The following is a 1,027-nucleotide window of genomic DNA, read 5'->3' as shown; positions in this document are numbered from 1 at the left end:
CGCCGTGCAGAAGGTGGTCGACCGGCACGACATCTACCGCACCTCCATCGTCTGGGAGGGTCTGCGCGAGCCGGTCCAGGTGGTGTGGCGGCGGGCGAGCCTGCCGGTGACCGAGGTGAGGCTGCCCGAGGGGGACGGCGACCTGCCCGGACGGCTGGTCGCCCACGTCGGCCAGGTGCTGGACCTGGGCCGGGCTCCGCTGATGGACCTGCACGTCGCCCCGGTCCCCGGCACCGGCCGCTGGCTCGGGCTCATCAGGAACCACCACATCGTCCGCGACCACACCGCGCTGGAGATCGTCATGCGGGAGGTGCGGGCCATCCTCTCCCGGCGCGACGGCACGCTCCCGAAGCCGCTGCCGTTCCGTAACTTCGTGGCCCAGGCCAGGGGCGCCGTCGAGCGCGCCGAGCACGAGCGCTACTTCGCCGACCTGCTCGGCGACGTCACCGAGCCGACCGCGCCGTTCGGGATGGTGGACGTGCGCGGCAACGGCGCGGACGCGGTTCGCAAGGTGGTGCCGTTCCCGGCGGAACTGCACACCCGGCTGCAGGAGGTCGCCCGCCGCGTCGGGGCGAGCCCGGCGACGCTGCTGCACGTGGCGTGGTCGCGGGCGCTGGCGGCGGTGTCGGGACGCGACGACGTGGTGTTCGGCACCATCCTGTTCGGCCGCATGAACGCCGGCAGCGGCTCCGACCAGGTGCCCGGCCCGTACATGAACACTCTCCCCGTACGGGTGCGCATCGGTGAGCTCGGCGTGCTGGGCGCGGTGGCCGCGATGCGCGGGCAACTGGCCGGGCTGCTGGAGCACGAGCACGCGCCGCTGACCCTGGCGCAGCGGGCCAGCGGCGTGCCGGGCGACCTGCCGCTGTTCACCGCGCTGTTCAACTACCGGCACAACACGAGCCGGCCTCAGCAGAACGACGCCCCCGACACGGACGGGGCCCTCGACGGCATCAGCCTCGTCTACCTGCGCGAGCGCACCAACTATCCGCTGCTGGTGTCGGTCGATGACGACGGTGGCCGGATC

At 73.1% G+C, this 1,027-nt stretch carries 1 protein-coding gene; it reads left to right on the top strand.

Annotation, left to right across the window (positions count from 1 at the left end; translation table 11 throughout):
• Window positions 1-1,027 (top strand): condensation domain-containing protein (locus ABFX54_RS56630; RefSeq protein ID WP_346115616.1); only part of this gene is annotated, 1,027 nt, incomplete at both ends.

Origin of the sequence: Nonomuraea maheshkhaliensis, assembly GCF_039529435.1 — a bacterium.
Classification (GTDB): domain Bacteria; phylum Actinomycetota; class Actinomycetes; order Streptosporangiales; family Streptosporangiaceae; genus Nonomuraea; species Nonomuraea maheshkhaliensis.
The sequence above is the reverse complement of the archived record's forward strand: the minus strand, read 5'-3'. Positions and strand labels throughout refer to the sequence as shown.